General features: G+C 41.1%; 9 protein-coding genes. All 9 read left to right on the forward strand.

What is annotated here, in order from left to right; all coding sequences use genetic code 11:
• Positions 1 to 6: 6 nt before the first annotated feature.
• Entirely contained in the window at positions 7 to 3,168 is a 3,162-nt protein-coding gene (locus QZL88_RS19665; protein WP_296944335.1) for a glycosyl hydrolase, read from the forward strand.
• Between the two features lie 29 nt (positions 3,169 to 3,197).
• Positions 3,198 to 4,856 (forward strand): right-handed parallel beta-helix repeat-containing protein, encoded by a 1,659-nt coding sequence (locus QZL88_RS19670; protein WP_296944339.1) that lies wholly within the window; start codon positions 3,198 to 3,200, stop codon positions 4,854 to 4,856.
• A gap of 26 nt (positions 4,857 to 4,882) precedes the next feature.
• The gene (gene bglX, locus QZL88_RS19675) at positions 4,883 to 7,192 is read left to right on the forward strand and encodes a beta-glucosidase BglX (RefSeq protein ID WP_296944341.1); all 2,310 of its coding nucleotides are present in this window, start codon (positions 4,883 to 4,885) and stop codon (positions 7,190 to 7,192) included.
• A gap of 17 nt (positions 7,193 to 7,209) precedes the next feature.
• Positions 7,210 to 9,519, forward strand: a complete 2,310-nt coding sequence (locus tag QZL88_RS19680) for an alpha-L-rhamnosidase C-terminal domain-containing protein (RefSeq protein WP_296944343.1) — start codon at positions 7,210 to 7,212, stop codon at positions 9,517 to 9,519.
• A gap of 18 nt (positions 9,520 to 9,537) precedes the next feature.
• Complete coding sequence (locus tag QZL88_RS19685) at positions 9,538 to 12,222, forward strand: hypothetical protein (protein WP_296944345.1); 2,685 nt, start codon at positions 9,538 to 9,540, stop codon at positions 12,220 to 12,222.
• A 58-nt stretch (positions 12,223 to 12,280) separates the two neighbouring features.
• Positions 12,281 to 13,945, forward strand: a complete 1,665-nt coding sequence (locus QZL88_RS19690; RefSeq protein WP_296944348.1) for a DUF5722 domain-containing protein — start codon at positions 12,281 to 12,283, stop codon at positions 13,943 to 13,945.
• A gap of 29 nt (positions 13,946 to 13,974) precedes the next feature.
• Positions 13,975 to 17,424 carry a hypothetical protein gene (locus tag QZL88_RS19695; RefSeq protein ID WP_296944351.1) on the forward strand — a complete coding sequence of 1,150 codons (3,450 nt, stop codon included), beginning with the start codon at positions 13,975 to 13,977 and terminating at the stop codon, positions 17,422 to 17,424.
• A gap of 133 nt (positions 17,425 to 17,557) precedes the next feature.
• Positions 17,558 to 19,204 (forward strand): ATP-binding cassette domain-containing protein, encoded by a 1,647-nt coding sequence (locus tag QZL88_RS19700; RefSeq protein WP_296944353.1) that lies wholly within the window; start codon positions 17,558 to 17,560, stop codon positions 19,202 to 19,204.
• Positions 19,197 to 20,795 (forward strand): ATP-binding cassette domain-containing protein, encoded by a 1,599-nt coding sequence (locus tag QZL88_RS19705; protein WP_296944356.1) that lies wholly within the window; start codon positions 19,197 to 19,199, stop codon positions 20,793 to 20,795. The genes QZL88_RS19700 and QZL88_RS19705 overlap by 8 nt, the downstream gene beginning before the upstream one ends.
• Positions 20,796 to 20,818: the final 23 nt, after the last annotated feature.

The following is a 20,818-nucleotide window of genomic DNA, read 5'->3' on the forward strand; positions in this document are numbered from 1 at the left end:
TATTCCATGAAAAAAACAATTCAACTATTCTTAATTACGGTCATTTCGTTATTCCTTTCCTGTAAGGGTAATGACAATGCAGAACCCTCACTGGCTGAAATACGGGATGCTTTCCGGGAAGTACCCCAAAACACCCAGATAGCAGTCTATTGGTATTGGATTTCAGATAATATTTCGGAAGAAGGAGTTATTAAAGACCTGGAAGCGATGAAAAAAGCCGGAATCAACCGTGCTTTCATTGGAAATATCGGATTAGATGATATCACCTATGGAGAACATAAACTTTTTTCGGAAGGCTGGTGGAAAATAATGCACACAGCGTTGAAAAAAGCTTCGGAACTTAATATCGAAATAGGTATTTTCAATAGCCCGGGCTGGAGCCAGTCCGGAGGTCCTTGGGTAAAACCTGAAGAAAGTATGCGCTATCTCGCCTCATCAGAACTTGTGGTGGAAGGGCCTGTAGAATTGAATGATAAATTACCCGAAGTAGGGGAAAGGGCTCAGGATGTAAGAGTAATAGCATATCCTTTACCCGATACCGAAGAAAGTAAAAAATGGCAGGCGGCAAAGAAACATGGAGCCAGTCTCAATCTCGATATGCATATGTCGGGCAAACATCCTGTACGCAGCCTTATTATTCAGGTAGACAGACCGATTCTTACCCCGGCATCATTGTATTGCAAAGAGAATGGAGAATATAAGTTACTGAAAGATTTTACAATAGATAGAAGCAATATGCAAATGAATGTGGGTTTTGATCCTTTAGCTCCAATTGTAATTTCTCTACCAGAAATTAAAGCTACGGACTATCGTCTGGTATTGCCCGAAGATGGTAATGTCGGTTTTGAAGCAACCCTTTCATCTTTACCTATGGTCGAGCGTTATCCCGAAAAAACTCTTGCAAAGATGTTCCAGACTCCGCTTCCGTTGTGGCATGATTATCTGTGGGAAAAACAACCTATGGTAACAGAAGAATCTATATTGGTTGATCCAAGTAGGGTAGTAGATATAACTTCTAATTTCAATGATGGAAAACTAAAATGGAATGTACCTGAAGGAAAATGGAAAATACTGAGAACCGCAATGCGCTCTACAACAACGACTAACGGACCGGCCAGCCCCGAAGGACTTGGTTTGGAGATAGATAAAATGAGTAAGACGCACGTAGCAACTCATTTCGATGCTTTTATCGGAGAGATATTGCGCCGTATTCCGGCCGAAGACCGTACATCCTTTAAAGTTGTGGTTCAGGATAGTTACGAAACCGGAGGACAAAATTGGACTGATGACATGGCTGAACGTTTCTTGGAAGTTTATGGCTATGATCCTATACCGTTTTTACCTGTATTAAGAGGTACTGTAGTTGGCAGTCCGGATTTATCGGATCGCTTTTTATGGGATCTTCGTCGCCTGATTGCCGACAGGGTTTCGTATGATTATGTGGGCGGACTTCGGGACGAGAGCCACAAGCATGGATTGGTGACATGGCTCGAAAATTACGGACACTGGGGATTCCCCGGAGAGTTTCTCCAATATGGAGGACAATCCGATGAAGTTGCCGGAGAGTATTGGAGCGAAGGTTCTTTGGGTGATATAGAAAATCGTGCGGCTTCATCCTGTGCTCATATCTATGGTAAGCGTAATGTCTGGGCAGAGTCATTTACGGCTGCAGGCGCCGGCTTCAGCCGATACCCGTATCTGATGAAGCAGCGAGGTGACCGTTTCTTTACGGAGGGTATAAATAGTACACTTTTGCATGTTTATATACAGCAACCATACGAAGATCGCAATCCGGGCATGAGTGCATGGTTTGGAAACGAATTTAATCGTAAAAATACATGGTTTGAACATATCGATCTATTTACAAATTACCTCAAGCGGACAAACTTTATGCTTCAGCAAGGACAGTATATTGCCGATGTAGCTTACTTTATAGGAGAGGATGCTCCTAAAATGACCGGGATATGCGATCCGGCACTTCCTTCCGGCTATTCGTTCGACTATATCAATGGAGAAGTTCTGATGACCCGTTCAACGGTGCGGGATGGCAAACTTATACTGGAAAGTGGCATGGAATATAAGGTACTTGTATTACCTAAACTGAATACAATGCGTCCCGAATTACTCGTAAAAATAGAAGAGATGGTTCGTCAGGGACTTGTAATTCTTGGGCCGGCACCAGAGTCTTCCCCTAGTATGAAAGACTATCCCGAAGCAGATAAGAAAGTGAAAGAACTTGCAACCGGATTATGGGCTGATTTAATCTCGGGAAGCCACCGCCAATATGGAAAAGGATATGTTTTCAATGATGGCAACTCTTTGGAAAATGTATTCTCGACCCTCTCAGTTACACCCGATTTTAGTGTATCGGGAGATGGCAAGCAGATACTTTTCATTCATCGCAAACTGAAAGATGCGGATATATATTTTGTCTCAAATCAACGGGAACAAAAAGTCTCTTTCGATGCTACATTCCGTGCAACAAACAGTTCTCCCGAATTATGGGATGCCCTGACAGGAGAAACTCGATTACTTCCCGAATACTCAGTTGATGGGGCAACAACCACGATGCCATTGGAACTGGAAGCCTACGGCAGTGCATTTATTATTTTCAATAGAGAGAATAGTGAAAAATCCGTTTCAGGCAAAAACTTCCCTCCCGAGAAAATTATAACCACTATTGAAACTCCATGGGAAGTGACATTCAACGGAATTGTAGCACCTGAGTCGTCTGTAATTTTCGAGAAATTATATGACTGGAAAGAATCGTCTGACCCTCAAATTAAATATTTCTCTGGTACAGCCCGCTACAAAACGACTATCGACATGAAATCCATCCCTGATAACCAGTTGTATATCGACCTCGGGAAAGTAATGGTAATGGGTAAAGTTTTCATCAATGGAAACTATGCCGGCGGTGTATGGACTTACCCGTACAGAGTAAATATCTCGAAATGGATAAAGGAAGGTGAGAATACAATCGAAGTCGAAGTCTCAAATAACTGGATAAACCGCCTTATAGGCGATCAGCAGTTACCTACTGAGCAACGTAAGACATGGACTCCGGTGAATCCATGGAATAGCTCTTCCGAATTACAATCTTCGGGTCTGTTAGGGCCTGTGACCGTACAGTCATTCGACTATTTTATGGATTCAAGTAAAGAATAATCAGAAGAAAATTAAATAAAGAAAATATTATGCAAATTAAATATATTTTGAGCATCATGACCTGCTTATTACTTATGAGCGGCTCTTGCGATGGCAATAATGATAATGAAGATATCACTGTTCCTATTCCAAACAATGGAGAACCAACTACTTATTATATAAGTAGCTCTATTGGAGCTGATACGAATCCGGGAACTTCAGCAGCTCCCTGGAGAACATTGGATAAGATTAATCAAGTAACTTTTAATCCGGGAGATAAAATTCTTCTTAAATCAGGAGATTCGTGGAACGGGCCTATCACTATATCTTCAAAATTTACAGGAACGGAGATTCTACCGATAGTAATTTCTTCATATGGAGAAGGTAATAAGCCTAATATAAAAGCTAGTACAGGAACTGCAATACTTACAATAAACAATTCGGATTATCTGCAAGTAGAAAATATAGATATAGGCAACGGCCCCGGTTATGGGCTGATATTTGGAGTCACAGATAATAAAAAACATGGTAATATCAAGGTAAAAAACGTTCATGTACATGATGTGCCTATTGCCGGAATATTCTTCAATGATGGTAAATTTAATAATTATAATATAGACATAGTTTCATGTACAGCCGATAATGTAGAAATGCTGTTTGCCATATCCAGTGGTGAGAATGTAAATATATCTGACTGTGTGGCAAACAATTGTATATATGGTGGATTCTCCATTATTTCCGTCAAAGGAGGGACTATCGATAATTGCAAAGTACTGAATTGTGGTACAGGTAATTACCCGAATGGTGCTTGTGGTATTTTCCTTGGCATTAATGACGGTTTTGTAATCAGCAATACAGAAATAGCCTATCAAAAACGGCAGGCGGATAATCCCGATGCTGAGGCTATTGATTTCGAAAGAGACAATAAAAATGTTACTGTAAAAAATTGCTATATGCACGACAACGATGGTTGTGCCATCATGTTCTTTGATAATATGAAGGGATTGGTCAATGAAGACTGTATTATTGAAGACTGTGTATTTGAAAACAATAGCCTGAACGCTTCCTCTCCCCGTGGATTTGAAATCAGCTTCTCCCGGCTCGATTGCAATAATAATGGAACCATTCGTAACAACACATTTAAACTCAATCCCGGTATACAGTTTATCACCACAGTAGACCCGTCTGTAACTGTTACAGGAAATAAGAACGATAAAGGTGAACCGTTGGAACTGGCATATGAAGCTGGTATACTTATATTTAACAATGCAGGATTCGAAGTTCCTGCTTTAGCCGAAGAATATCAATATCAGCCAAGTGGAGGTTATTGGACATTCAGGAAGAACTCCGGAATTTCGGTCAATGGCGGGGCATTTAATCCTCCTGCAATCAAGGAAGGCAAACAAATCGCCTTTTTACAGGGAGATGGTGAGATTTCAAACTATATCTACCTTTCAGCAGGCTCTTACAAATTATCTTTCTCGGCTGCATATCGCAATAGTTCGGGTATAGGACAGGGTGTTGCCATTTATATAAACAACAATAAAATTGGCGGTGATATATCCCTGACATCAGGAACAAATTTTGAAAATTACGAAAGCGATTCATTCTCTGTAGAAACAGGTATAAACCTTATTGAAATACGTGGAACTTATACCGGAGATAAAACTGCATTTCTGGATAATATTAATGTGAAAAAACTCCCTTAAAATCAAAATTGAAAATTAACTAACTAATGAAATTCTTATTTTGTATTATATTATCTGTCTTCGCTATGGGAATGACAGCAGGCCATCCTCATACCGGTTCTAAGAAAGACAAGGAACCTGAAATGAACAAATATATCAATAACCTTATCCGCCAAATGACTGTAGAAGAAAAGATTGGGCAGTTGAATCTGATAAGTATCGACGGGTCTGTCATGACCGGGCCGGTAACAGAATCAGCTACAGGTGAACGGATAGCAAAGGGCGAAGTGGGAGCTTTGTTAAATATTATGTCTCCTCCTAAAATACGCGAATTGCAGGATGCTGCGGTAAAAAACAGCCGTCTGGGCATTCCCCTTCTTTTCGGTATGGATGTTATTCACGGCTATAATACGGTTTTCCCTATTTCATTGGGACTGTCCGCTACATGGAATCCCGAATCGATAGAAAAAGCAGCACGTATATCGGCTATAGAAGCGAGTGCACAAGGGGTATGCTGGACATTTAGTCCCATGGTGGATATTTCATACGATGCCCGATGGGGACGTGTAGCCGAGGGTAACGGGGAAGACCCTTATCTATCGAGCGAAATAACGAAAGCCTACATCAGAGGTTATCAGGGCGACCTTACACAAAACGACCAGATTATGGCTTGCGTAAAACATTTTGCTCTCTACGGTGCGCCCGAAGCCGGTAAAGATTACAATACAGTAGACATGAGCCGTATGCGTATGTTCAATGAATATTTTCCACCTTTCGAGGCTGCTGTTAAGGCTGGAGTAGGTAGCATTATGACAGCTTTCAATGACGTGGAAGGCGTACCGGCTGCTGCAAATGAATGGCTTCTTAAAGATATTCTGCAACAACGATGGAGTTTTAACGGGCTGATAGTCTCAGACTGGGATGCTGTACGGGAGATGACGGTGCATGGTATCGGAGATCTGCAAGAAGTCTCGGCTCGTGCCCTTAATGCAGGCTTGGATATGGATATGGCTAGTCAGGGTTTATCAGGAACACTGAAGAAATCACTGGCAGAAGGCAAAGTTAAAATATCGGATATAGACAATGCTTGCCGTCGGGTGTTGGAAGCAAAATACAAGCTGGGACTGTTTAATAACCCCTATAAATATTGTGATACAACCCGTGTAAGCACCGATATTTTTACAGCAGCTCACAGAGAGGAAGCCCGCAGAATTGCAGCGGAAAGTTTCGTATTATTGAAAAATGACAAAGAACTTTTACCTCTCGGCAAAAAAGGAACGATTGCAGTTATCGGTCCTTTAGCCGACAACAAACCCAATATGTTGGGAACATGGTCGTTCGGAGCGAATTTGTATTCTCCGGTTTCTATTCTCGAAGGTTTGCAACAGCAGGTTGGAAATCATGTGACTATATTGCATGCGAAAGGCAGCAATCTTACGTATGATAAAGAACTGGAAGATAGAGTCTCTCTAAACTGGGGAACACTATATAAACACTTTGACCGGGACAACAGGACTGACGAACAACTCGAAGCCGAAGCATTGGAGATAGCTGGTCGTGCCGATGTAATTGTAGCTGTTATGGGTGAAGCGGCCGAAATGGCGGGAGAAGGCGCATCCCGTACAAATCTGGACATTCCCGATGCACAGAAAGACTTGTTAAAGAAATTGAAAGCCACAGGAAAACCTGTTGTACTACTATTGTGTGCAGGTCGCCCTATGACCCTTACATGGGAGAATGAAAATATAGATGCTATTCTGAATATATGGTTTCCCGGTACCGAAGCCGGACTCGCCGTAGCTGATGTCCTGTTTGGCGATAAAGAGCCGGAAGGCCGCTTAACCATGACTTTTCCGCGAAGTGTAGGGCAAGTTCCTATGAGATATAATTACAGACAGACTGGACGCCCGCCACATGCCGATGGCAGGATAGTGCCTTATGTTACGGGATATATAGATGAAACTCATCTGCCGCTCTATCATTTCGGATATGGCCTGGGATATACTTCTTTCAAATATGGAGAAGTGATGCTCGACAAGAAAGAAATAGACGCGAAAGGAACTGTAACGGCTAGTATAGAGATTACGAATACAGGCAACCGGAGCGGAAGCGAAGTCGTACAATTGTATATACGCGATATTGTAGGAACGGTTACCCGCCCCCTGAAAGAATTGAAAGGATTTAAAAAAATCCGTCTTGAAGCAGGGGAAAGAAAGGTGGTAAGTTTTACTATCGATGCTGAAATGCTGAAATTCTACAATAATAGACTCGAACATATCTTCGAACCTGGAGAGTTTGAAGTGATGATAGGAGCTAATAGTAATAGCGTGAGCAGCAGTATATTCAGATTATTATAATTTATAATTAGAAAATAATGAGTAGGAAAGCAGGAATATTACTATTATTATGCCTTTTCTCGTATTTCAATCCAATCAGTTGTGCAGCAGATATTACGGCTGCACGTTGGATTACATGTGCAGCAGATAGCGTAAATAAGCCGAATACATGGATTGCTTTCAGGCATGATATATCCTTGGATAAAGTTCCTCAGGAAGCGATAATCCGTATCGGAGCAGATACAAAGTATTGGCTTTGGCTAAACGGCCAATTAGTCGTTTTTGAAGGGGGGCTGAAACGTGGGCCTACACCTCACGATACTTACTATGACGAAATAGACCTTGCTCCTTTCCTGCATAAAGGAAACAATAAGATAGCTTTGCTTCTATGGTATTTTGGTAAAGAAGGATTTTCTCATAAAGATAGTGGACAGCCGGGAATTATCCTCTCATCGGCAAATAATGGCTTCACACTGGCCAGTAACTCAGACTGGCTCTGCCGTATACATCCCGCATTTGGAGATACAGGCGAACCTCATCCCAACTTCAGGCTTGCTGAATCAAATATTCGTTTCGATGCCCGAAAGGATATTGAAGGGTGGCAAACTGCCGAAATTCGAAACCTTAATGGTTTTTTGCCTGCTCAGGAAATTGGCAGTTGGGGAGATACACCTTGGAACAATCTGATAAAACGCCCTATTCCTCAGTGGAAAGATTTCGGAATAAAAGATATTGCCTTTAAACGCTATCGTGGTAGGGATACAGACAGTATCGTGGTAGTACCCTACAATATGCAAATGACCCCGATAATAACCATTGCAGATTCTGCCGGAGATAATCTTATTGGAATATCCACAGATCATTCCTTTGCAGGAAGTACATTTAATGTGAGAGCCGAGTACATTACCAAAAAAGGAGAGCAGGTGCACGAGTCTCTTGGATGGATGAATGGTGAGAAAATTATTCTGAATGTGCCTAAAGGCGTATCAGTAAAAAATATAGCATATAGAGAAACGGGCTATGATGCCTATCCGGAGGGACGTTTCACTTGTAATAATGATTTCTATAATCGCTTTTGGCAAAAGGCATTACGCACGCTTTACGTAAATATGAGAGATATATATTTCGATTGTCCCGACCGGGAAAGGGCTCAATGGTGGGGCGACGTAGTGGTACTGATGGGAGAAAGTTTTTACAGTTATTCCACATCGGCTCACGCGCTTATGCGCAAGGCGATACTAGAGCTTGCTTCATGGCAAAAACCCGATGGAGTCCTCTTTTCGCCTATCCCTGCCGGAAACTATGATAGTGAACTACCTAGTCAGATGCTTGCCAGCATAGGACGTTACGGCTTCTGGAATTATTATATGAATACAGGTGACAGGGCAACGATTGCAGAGGTTTACCCTGCTGTGAAGAAATACCTTTCGCTATGGGAGTTGGACAAAACAGGATTGACCCAATTCCGCGAAGGAGGTTGGCCATGGGGCGACTGGGGCGAAAATCGTGACATGCGCCTCATATTCGCAGGATGGCACTATCTGGCTCTTGAAGGTGCTGCGAATATGGCTAATTTGCTGGGATATGATACAGATGCTGTAGCATATCAGATGACGATGGAGAAAGTAAAGAAAGGATATAACCAATGTTGGAATGGTTCTGCTTATCGTCACCCTGATTACAACAAAGAAACAGACGATAGGGTGCAGGCATTGGCGGTAATTTCCGGGATTGCTCCCAACGAATATTATCGGCCGATATTAAACGTATTGCAAACAGAGTACCATGCCAGTCCTTATATGGAAAAATATGTGATGGAAGCATTATTCTGTATGCAGCAGAGCCGCTATGCATTGGAAAGAACCGAAAAACGATTTAGTGATATGGTGAATACCACTGACTACTCCACCCTGTTCGAAGGCTGGGGAATAGGCAATGAAGGCTACGGCGGAGGCACTACCAATCATGCATGGAGTGGGGGTACGCTAACTATAATAGCCCGGTACCTCTGTGGAATATATCCATTGGAAGCCGGATATAAAACTTTTGCAATAGAACCGGATATAACTACTTCTTTGAACGATGTACAAATAACTATTCCGACAGTAATAGGAGAAATCGGCTCTTCGTTCCACGTAGATTCGAAGAAGTTAGACATGGAAATATCTGTTCCGAAACAGTCGAAAGCAATTGTTTATTTACCAATAGGTGATAATGATGAGGTATTGATTAACGGTGTAAAACCGGATATGGAATATTATGAAGTAAGCACTGATTATCAAAAAGATAACAAAACAGCTTTTTTGATAAAAGAAGGGAAACATACTATAACCTGTACATATAAATAAATATCTATCGAAAATATTATGAAATATAAGCAAGTCAAAGCATTATTATTCCTGCTATGTATAAATGTGCATATTTGGGCAGCGGTTTCCCAAAAGCATTCAGATATAAAAATCTTGTGGAAAGAAGGAGATATTAAAGGGAAAATCGAAGTCACCAATGGGAAGCTGAACCAAATGAAAGTTTCTGATGGAAAAAATGAACTATCCAAAGGGACATTCCAGATATCCAATCCGGAAAAGAAACAGCTTCAGTTATCTTTTTCAGATATCCATACTTCTCCCGGCCCGGAGCCGACATTGGTAACTGTAAGGACCGAACATCACACGTTCTCTTTTTTTCTGAGAGATGTAAACAGTGCAAACCCCATTTACATTCCCGAATATGGTGTGGCCGTTGTTCCTGAAGAAGACGAACGCTCATTCAATCAGATAGAAACAGAAATTCTTTCGCGTTCGCTCCTCACCAAAGTGCAGCAAATAGAAAAAGAGCCTGAAACCTCGTTCGAAAAAGTAGCGCCATACACACGCAGTATGAGTGCGCCTATATGGCTTGGTTTAGGAAGAGATATAAGAATGTTTGAAATACAGGAAGAAATGCCAGACGTGTTCAATGGCGAAGATAAGATGGTAAAACCAATAGTGTCCTCGTTATCTTTCCCTATACCGGAGACAAATAACCATCACTTGTTTTACCGCTACGCATTAGGAAGAGGTGTGGGAGCGCTGAACAATATCCACCGCTGGCTCGAAAACGGTGCTTTGCCTATATACCATTCCGAAATGAAAGATGAAGACGTGGTGTACCATTCTGTCTCGTTCGCCTCCTTAGAAACCAATCCGCTAACAGCCGAAAATGTAAAAGGAATAGACTATTATATATCAGACTGTTATAGCCCGGGGCGTGTATTTACTCCCGAACAACAGCAGGAACTGGAAAGAAGACGTTCGGGAATGAAGCATCCCGATGAAGAGATAGTACTGTATTGCCGGACTGAAATAAAAAATACAGGACAAGTACCCCGCTATGCATGGGTGAAAACCCCTACGCTGGGTGTACCTGTATCTTATACGTTTGACCCGGAAAGCGGTTTCTCTAAATTTTCAGACAACCGCGTGTTCTGTATTTCTACACTCGATGGCAAACCTATGTATAATGAAGAACTTGCAGTTTTGATACAACCTAATGAGACGGTCAGTTTTGAGTTTCGCTTGTCACATAATCCCATTGATAATAAACGGGCTGAAATGCTGAGTGAAAAATCATTCGATAACCAATATGTTGCATGCCGGAAATATTGGCAAGCCAAACTGGATAAAGCAGCTAAGATAGATGTTCCCGAAAAACGAATATCGGAAATGATTGCAGCCGGACTACTGCATCTGGATATAAATACAATGGGAATAGAACCCGACCAACCTTTGGCCGCAAAAGCCGGAGTTTACTCTCCCATAGGAACTGAAAGTGCACCTATTATTCAATTCTACTGTTCTATGGGACTTTATGATATTGCACGCCGGTCGCTCGATTATTTCATAGAAACTCAGCAGGAGAATGGGCAAATTATGAATTATCATGGATATACAATCGAGACCGGGGCTGTGTTGTGGTGTATCAGTGAATATTTTAGATATAGCCAGGATGAAGCATGGATACGCAGAATAAAACCTCAACTGATGAAAGCCTGCGAATTCCTTATCAAGTGGCGAAACTCGGAAAAAGATAATAAATATGGAATGATAAGCGGCAAGGTTGCCGACCCGGAAGACAGTTATCATCAATTCATGTTGAATGCTTACAGCTATCTCGGATTAAGCCGTATGGCAGAATTAATGAACATCTTAAATGAACCTGAGGCTGCAACACTATCGACCGAAGCAAGGGCATGGAAAACAGCTATCCGAATGAATGCCCGGGAAGCAATGGAGAAATCCCCCGTAGTACCTCTTGGTGATGGTAGCTGGAGTCCAACATTGCCTCCATGGGTAGAAGCACCGGGGCCACGTTCACTATATCAGAAAAGGGAGAAATTCCGTTCGCATGGAACATTTACCGGTCCTGACGCCGGATTAGGTCCTGCATACCTTGTTTTCTGTGAAGTTTTTGGGTCGAAAGAGCCTATCTCAAAAACAATAATGACCTATATTGCGGAACTTATGTGTCAGGGTAATGCCGGATTCAGTCAGCCTTATTACGGCCGTCTCAACTGGTGGCAAATCCAGATGGGAATGGTTAAGCCGTTTCTGAATGCTTATTATACTACGATATCGGCTCATGCTGACCGTGAAACGTATACATTCTGGGAACATTTTTTCCGTCTTAGCACGCATAAAACGCATGAGGAAGCCGGATTCTTGATGGAAACCCGTTGGATGCTTTATATGGAACAAGGAGACAGTCTGCATCTTCTTTCCGCAATTCCCCGTGCTTGGATGGAAGAAGGTAAGATAATCCGGCTGGATGGTGTGAAAAGTTATTTCGGGGAGTTGAAAGTTACTGTTAATGGTGTAAAGAATGGAACGATTGAAGCTATAGTGGAATGCCATAGCGATAAAAGGCCTCGTACAATAAGCATAAGACTACCTCATCCCGAAGGTAAAAAGGCAAAGGCTTTGACAGGAACTAAAGGCAAATATCTGCTGGAGAAAGAAACGGTTATATTAGAGGATTTTAATGGCCATGCAACTGTGAAACTGGAATTTTAATTTCCTGTTAAGGTTCTCAAGTCTTGGAACATATTGTTAACACCTAAACCTCAATCATATGAAAAATATAGCAATAGACCGAATGTGCCTTATTCTATTCGCCGTGCTGTGCGGGGGTACTTTATTTGCGCAAAGCACTTGTTATGAAAACCCCGAACAGGTAAGAAAGCTAAGTCAGTATCTTTCTCGGGAGTATACGTCTTCAATAACAAGTGTAAATGCAGGGGTGGACGCTATCACAATAAAAGGAAGTGCTATTGGGGGCGAAAATATAAGTCTCTGCGAAGTAACGCCTTATGAAGATATTGTAGGAACGAGAGTATTTAAAAACCGGATACCAGTTAATGCCGGAACATTTAGCAAGACACTGGACCGATATATAGTAAAAGACGGATTCAGATATGACCGTACTCTTTCTCGCTGGCTAATAGTAAAGAACAATGGAGACACCGATAGTATAATTTCTCATGCACGCTATGCTGGTAATATAGAAGCTATTCAAAAGACTGTTGCAGAAAAACCATCGTCAAAGAAAGGGATTGGCGACTGCCAGGCAACAGAAACAATGCTCCGCGATTTGGATGATTTAAGAATTACCAGTGCAACGGTTAATATAAGAATTACGACAATGATGTATTCGCAATCCGGGACTGACCGATTGGAACATAGCTATGGAGGACAAAAATATTATTTCGACAAAAGGCAATTACAAACGTTGGACGAGTCTCTGATTGCTTGCCGCGACAGGGGAATTATTGTTGCTGCCATTATTCTCATCAATCGTAAAGCAGATAGTGTAGACCCTGTTATCGGGGAACTTTTCCAACACCCTGACTTCACAGATGCAGGCCGTTATTCCATGCCTGATATGACTACACCCGAAAGTATCAACGCTTATGCTGCGGCACTTGATTTCTTTGCACAAAGATATTGCAGGACGGATAAGAAATATGGGCGTATTCACCATTGGATTATGCACAATGAGGTCGATTCAGGTCGGGAATGGACTAATATGGGAGATGGTAAACCTGTTGAGGTTTATATGGATACTTATGTGAAATCGATGAGAATGTGTCATAATATCGTTCGCCGTTACGATAGATATTCACAAGTTATGGCTTCTCATACCCATGCCTGGGCAGTGGCAGACAATAAAGATACTTATGCCTCATTGGATATGCTTAACATATTAAATTCATATTGCCGTGCAGAAGGTGACTTTAAGTGGGGACTCGCTTTTCATTGTTATCCGCACGACTTACGTGAACCTAAAACATGGCTCGATACAATTGCGCTTTACAACCATTCAACACCTATTATCACTTACAAAAATCTGGAAGTCCTTGACCATTGGATTAAATTGCCTGTTAATAAATATCAGGGGAAAGATAAGCGTACATTATGGCTGTCGGAGAATGGTACTAATTCTCCTACCTATTCCGATGAAGATTTAGCAGAGCAGGCAGCAGGCTTTGCGTGGGGATGGACTAAGATAGCTGCACTGGATGGAATAGATGCGCATCAGTGGCACAACTGGGCCGACCATGAAGAAGAATTCGGATTGCGTATCGGATTGCGTAAATATCCAAAAGATGATTATGTCCGGAAGCCTGTATGGTATGCTTATCAGGCAGCAGGAACCGAAAATCAGGATAAAGTATTTCAGCAATATCTCCCTGTAATCGGCATAGATAGCTGGAATATAATTCAGCCCGTAGAGTAGATTTGTCACGTATAAAAAATATGTTATTTATGTCGTTTATTAAAAGAATATCATACCTCCTTTTATTTGGCCTGGTATTTAATTTCGGATATGCTTCAACTATAAAAAAAAGCTCAAAAGAGGAAAAATGTCTGAATATCACAGAATTCGGGACATTGTGTTATTGGAATTCCACAAATAATGCTTTGGGAAATGAGGTATCAGAACTCCGTTCATTACATAAATATGATGGAATTGATAATGTTGGTGTGCGATGGTGGGATGCACGTGACATTCATAGCTTCGAGGTCTTATGTAATTCTCAGGTGAGTGAAGATATAGCCGCTTCGATGCAAGTAGAGTACTGGCATAATACATGGCCCGACAATCCCCCACAAATGCCTTCGTACGAAGACGAAGAAGATGATATGTGGCAGGGAAAATGGATTACTGCTAAGACTGACACGGAGATACAGGGCAACAGGATTATATATAAGTTCAAACCTCTCGAAAAAGATGAGATACCAACGGCGGATCATCTGCCCGGACAAATCACTTATCGCAGAACTCTTAAAATGCGAGTAAAATACCCACAACAATATCAGAGCCTGATCAAAAATATTGCAGTCTATTCTATGGCTACATTAAAGGAAGAGAATATCCGAATCGAGTTTTTACAAGAAGAAAAGAGTGTAAAAAATATATCAGGAGAGATAGAGGTTTTTAATGGCTCTCTTGTCGGTTTGTCGGGATGGAATTGGAAAGACGGAGATGAGAAAAAAGGTAAAAACGGATGGGACATTACTACAATAGGTAATGGCAAAGGTATTAATATAAAGGCATTGACAGCTAATGCCTTGTTGCCTGGTTCGAATGAAGAAACAGTAATTACTGTCAGGTCAAATAATGGAACTTTTTCTTTTTCTACGGCAGATCTATTAACGGCTCCTATGTATATTCCTGATTTTAACGTGTATATCGCACCGGCCGACAATCCGGTTAACTTCAATAAAAATATTGTAAAAGGGGCAAATATCCGTAAGCAAATTATGCTTGAACCTGAACAATCCTATGAAAGGGCAAGTAAAGAAATACCGGCTAAAGACCCGATTTGGGATCAGTCAGGTAGGCGTATTTATCTCCCATTAGCCTGCGATGCAAGCTGGCAAAAGTTTGCCGTAGAATGGGGAGGAAACCTTATAATAGATAAACACCGGGCAAATGTGCGGGGCAAGGCGCTCGACTTATGCAAATGGAATGGTGGCGAGCTGAACTGGAATTTCGGTACAGGAGAAAATCCGAATTACCAAAGAACCCAAGAGAACTGCCGTATGTCTGTTCTTCATAATTATTTACCTGTCGTAAGTACAAATTGGAATCACGAAGGGCTTTTATTTGAAGAAGAAGCCTTTGTTACCTCATCGGAAAATAGCACGTTATCTCCTTTCAATTCGGGAAGAGACGAGTTTAGCCCTACAGTTCTGATGGTAAAATTGCGTATTTCCAATCCTTCCTTGAACTCGAAACAATCACATATATGGTTGCAGGGAAATGGAGCATTGACAGAAATCTCTTCCGAGAATGGCTTTATTTATGATAAAATCGATGGGGAAAAATACCTGCGCAGTTATACCCAAAATACTGTAGGCGAAAGATTAAAAACATCCCTGTTCAGTGATAAGAATGTGCACGGAATTCATTACGATTTTGAATTGGGAGCAGGTATATCTGAGACTTTCTATTTTTATTTTCCTTTTATCGGAAATCTTACTTCTGCTGATATGGCACTCTTTACAACGCTGGATTATAGCAAAGAAAGAGCCCGTGTCGTTGATTACTGGCGCGATTTGGTTGCGGAGAATACCGTATTTAATGTACCGGAGGAGGTTTTCAATCGGATGTCTAAATCGGTTATCCCGCATATTCGTATGAGTGTGATAAAAGACCCCGAAAGTGGATTGTATGTGGTTCCGGCTGCCTCATTTAATTATCCTGTGTACGCCAATGAATCTATTTTTCAGACAGTCCTTCTCGACCGTCTGGGCGATAGCGAAACAGTCAGGCATTATTTGGAAACGTTTTTGCAGTTACAAGGAAGCAGTAAATTACCGGGTGCTTATACGGGTAATCAGGAAGCGGTATTCCATGGAGTAAAAATTTCCGAAACGAATGACTATACAGCTTTGGGATATAATATGAATCATGGCACAGTTTTGTGGGGGCTAGCCCATTATTATACACATTCGAAAGATAAGGCGTGGCTAGAAAAAGCAGCGCCACAACTGATGAAAGCTGCCGACTGGATTATAGAACAGCGAAAGCAAACTCAAATAGATAATGGCAATGGAAATCCGGTATTGCATTATGGATTATTGCCGGCCGGAATGTTGGAAGATTGTTACGAATGGCGTTATTGGTATGCCACCAATGCTTATTCTTACTTAGGATTGAAGTCTCTGGCAGAGGCTTTTAGTGAAGCTGGTTTGCCACAGGCAGAACATTATCTCAAAGAAGCTGAATCATATTGTGACGATATCCGCAAAAGTTTGCAATGGGCTATGGAGCTAAGCCCTGTGGTACGGCTGCGTAATAATATCTGTGTTCCTTATGTTCCAGTACACCCTTATCAGCGTTTTCGTTATTTCGGAGCAAAAAAATCGAAATATTATGACAGGTATCAAAAAGGTATTTATCCTACATTACGGTTGTCATCTACGCGGGAAGTGTTGTATGGTCCTGTAACACTGTTGAAGACAGGGATTATAGATGCGAAATCAACTATGGCAGATTGGATTCTGAATGACTGGGAAGATAATCTGACTCTCTCTACTTCTATGAATCTGAATACACATGGCTGGGTAGATGACGAGTATTGGTTTAGCCGGGGAGGAATGGTTTTCCAGGCATGTCTGCAAAACCCGATAAGCGCCTATCTTGACCGTCATGAGACGAAAGCGGCGATTCGTAGCCTCTATAATAATTTTACGTCCTTATTCTATCCTGATGTAGTCGCTTTTTCGGAAGAATATCGTATGTGGAAACATGGAAGCGGTCCGTTTTATAAAACGCCGGATGAAGCCCGTTTTGTTAGTCAGGTTATCGATTTACTGATTGAAGAGAAAGATGATGAAATCTGGCTGGGAAACGGTATTCCACAACAATGGCTGGAAGCGGGTAAAAGAGTCGAGCTAAACAAGGTTCATACCCGATATGGCGAAGTTAGCTATTCATTGTCTTATAGTAAAGACTCCCACAGCATCGAAGCAGAGATTTTAAAGCCTGATAATAATACACGTATTTTACTTTTCGTTCGTGCACCGTTCGAAAAAGCGATTCAATCCGTAATTGTAAATAATCAGGTTTGGACGGAATGGGATGCAGACAAGCAAATGATAGTATTGCCTCAAGGGGAGAAATCAATTCAGCTTATTGTAAATTATAAGATAGGTCTTCCTTCTGTACCATTGAGAACTGATACTTGGAAAGGAATAACAGAATGAAGAACTAAAAAACTATTTGATGGTATATTATTTTATATAAATAATTATCTTTGCCGTTAATAGAGTAAAACCACTTAGTTCATTTAATATCCACTCATTTCCATGTGATGGAAATCAAAATCGGAGACAATCAATGAGTTCAAATCAGGAAAATGCTTCCCGATGGCTGGGTAAGAAGATTGCCGAAGCAAAAAGTGCGTATATTTCAGCCTCGATGCTTACTGTTTTAAGCGCGGGATGTTTTGTTGTTTTTTGCTGGTACTTATCAGAATTTGCAGCGTCGTGGCTCAATGACGGACTGCTTTTGCCCAACGCATTGTTATATGCATCCCTATTCCTCTTGGGTAGATATATTTTTGCCCATTTTGCATCCCTATTCAATTACAAAGCAGGAAATATAATTGTTTCTAAAATTAAAAAGAGGCTATATCCTATATTGTTAAATAACAATAAGTTTGATTCTATATCGAGTACACTGTTCGTTACTCGGATAAGCGACGATCTAAAACCCTTTTATGCTTTTTTTATCCCATATCTGATGGCTTCGCTCATAGTGAGCGGAATGCTTTTGGTTATTTGTTTCTGGATGGAAAAGTGGGTTGGTATTGCACTCTTGGTTTCGTTAGTAATCATTCCTATGCAGATGATTATCATAGGTGTAGGAGCAGAAGCTCTTCACAAAAAACACATCAATCTTTTCCTCAAATATTCAGCAGTCTTTTATAATCGCCTTCAGACTATTGCCGAAATCGTTAATTTGGATAACTTCAAACCGCAATACCTGTTTCTATCGAAAAAGAGTAAGGAGTTAAATAAAGCGACTACCAACGTGATGCGTGTTGCCATCCTTTCGTCGGCTGTGCTGGAGCTTTTTGTTACGATCTGTATTGCTGTTATTGCTATTTATTTAGGAATGAGCTTGCTCGGGATTATGGCAGGCCCCAATTACGGGAAAGGTTATGATTTTCGTACTGCATTGTTCCTGCTTACTCTGTCGCCCTATTTTTTCTTCTATTTGAGAAAATTTGTGAGTGCCTATCACGACCGGAACAAAGCCTTGGCCTCGGCAAAGCTACTGTTACCGATTCTGAATGAGGATATTGATGCATCATTAACAGAAACCAATGACGTGTTTAATATTCTTGATATAGAGCGTCTTAGCTTTGCTTATCCCGATTCTCCGGTAAAAGTTCTTCATGATATCAATTTGAAATTACCTGCAAAAGGGCTGATATTGGTAAAAGGTATTTCAGGGTCTGGTAAATCTACTCTGTTGAAGATTTGTTCCGGAAGCCTGTCCTCTCAGGATGGGCTGGTTTCAGTAAACGGGAAAGACAATAGGTGGTCACAGCAATGGTTGAAAGCAAATTCGTCATATATGAACCAATTTCCTTTTATTTTCGACGGAACACTTCGATACAATGTTTTTCTCGAGAAAGAGGCTGATAAATATAGCCAATACCCAGAGTTCTTAGATAAAATTTTGACTAAAAAGGAAGAGGGTTGGCAAACCGTATTGAGCCACAACGGGAAACAACTTTCGGGTGGTGAAAAACAATTAGTTACGCTTGCCCGGATGATGTTGCACCCGAAGCCGATAGCCATTCTGGATGAACCTACGGCTAACCTGGACACTGGTACTGTTGAAATCATTCTTCCGCAAATAATGAAATTGGCAGAAAATAGACTGGTTATAATCGCATCACACGAAAAGATGTTTGAGGCTGTTGCCAATACAATTATAAACTTAAATTGGGGGGAACAGATGAGCCATGAATAAATTTATCATAAAATATATATTACAGCCTCTGGCAGGCAGATGGTTGAGAGGTTTTCTTCTGTTATTGCTTTGGACAGTGGCGTTTATAGCTCTTCCTGCTATTTCGGGCTGGTTTTTGGCGATATGTAGTGTTGTATTTATTACAGCAAGTACTACATTCTCTTATCTGGTGCCGTCTGCTATTATACGTTTAATGGCTCTTCTACGCACAGTGCTGAGGTATTTCGAGCGATTGGAAAACCATAAAACCACACTAGATGCCCAGCAAAGCCTACAGTTGAAAATATTCCAGTCTGTAGCTAAATTTCCCTATTTCAAAAAGCAATTCAATAATAACTCGGCTTTACTCGAAAACAGTACCCATGGTGTCGATCAAATATTGAACCATATTCTTTTGTGGATATTACCATTCTTTGCACTAATTCTTTCGTTGAGTATCTATTTCTTTTTCCTTATTGTATTCTCACAGGTAATAGCCTTGGAATTTTTGATTTCATCTGCCATTCTTTTGTTTATTATACCCCAATTAATTTTCCGAAAAAACAGAAAACTTTATGGAGAATTGAAGGTGCATCGGGAGGAGAATAATCAGGCTCTTATACAAAGTTTCAGAGGGCGTATAGAAATTTCGAAATATAGTCTGGAAGGGAAAGCTATAGGGCAATATGAACAAAGATTGCTGCGGCTCGAACAATTGGAAGACCAACTGCAGACTAATTCATTTTGGCTACAGTTGATAGCCGGTCTTGGGTTTAGCTATATTGCCACATTTTTGCTCTGGAGTTCACGCGATTATGGTATAGATGCTCCAATGGCAATTGGAATTTTCTTCGGTATTATGGCACAGGCCGAATTGGCAGAAATGCTTTTCTCCGGAAAATCGGAAAAAAGTTCGGTCGCACATCAGATTAAAGATGTTAACTCGATTATTACGCAAGGGGAACAGCCTGTTGCAACAGTGGAAGTTAATTCCGTACTCGAAAATTTAAGTTTAGAGAACCTAAGTGCAAAAATACCTGAAACATCGGTACATACAACAGAAGTATCACTGGAGATAAAAAGAGGGGAGTGGATTGCTCTTTTTGGAGAAACGGGAAAAGGAAAAACGACTTTGTTGAATAGCCTCTTCTATCCTGAATACCGCCGCAGTGGCTTGTTGAGATGGAATCGCTATGGAGAATTATCTCATTTACCTGTACCGGAATGTATTTACGTTACCCAGAAAGCTTATTTATTAACTGGAACCTTGCGCGAAAATTTTGAAGGATATTCTGACGAAGCTATCGAGCAAGTGCTGGATACGGTAGATTTGGCAAGCTGGCGTTTGTCGCTTCCTGATGGTCTGGGGAGCTGGTTAGGAGAAAATGGTGAAACGTTAAGTGGTGGGCAACGGAAAAAGTTGCTGCTGGCACAGGCTCTGCTGAAAACACCTCAGCTGTTGGTTGTAGATGAACCTACGGCTGGTATAAGTTCTGAAAACGCAATTGCCATCTTTCGAAATATCAAAGACCAATATCCTGATATTACTATTTTGATGGCTACCCATCTGCTGGATTTTGAATGTGTGGTAGATAAAATTGTAAGGATTTGATAGAATATTGTAAAAATAGAAAA

Origin of the sequence: uncultured Dysgonomonas sp. (assembly GCF_900079725.1) — a bacterium.
Lineage (GTDB): Bacteria > Bacteroidota > Bacteroidia > Bacteroidales > Dysgonomonadaceae > Dysgonomonas.